Origin of the sequence: Nocardia amamiensis (assembly GCF_015477605.1) — a bacterium.
GTDB lineage: Bacteria > Actinomycetota > Actinomycetes > Mycobacteriales > Mycobacteriaceae > Nocardia > Nocardia amamiensis_A.
In genome coordinates, this window is sequence record NZ_JADLQX010000345.1 from 1 (window position 1) to 255 (window position 255).

At 71.8% G+C, this 255-nt stretch carries 1 pseudogene; it reads left to right on the forward strand.

Going from position 1 to position 255, the window contains the following annotated elements:
• Positions 1–255, forward strand: a pseudogene (locus tag IU459_RS38085) (pyridine nucleotide-disulfide oxidoreductase); the annotation flags it as partial.

The window sequence follows — 255 nt, forward strand, 5'->3', positions numbered from 1 at the left end:
GCTCCTACGGCGCCGCGGACTTCGTGTCCTGGTACGACGGCCACCCCGACGTGCCGCGCAGCTGGCCGCTGGACGCGGAGAAGGTCGCCGTCCTCGGCGTCGGCAACGTCGCCCTGGACGTGGCCCGTGTGCTGGCCAAGACCGGCGACGAGCTGCTGCCCACGGAGATCCCGCCGAACGTCTACCAGGGGTTGAAGGCCAACAAGGCCGTCGAGGTGCACGTCTTCGGCCGCCGCGGTCCCGCCCAGGCCAAGT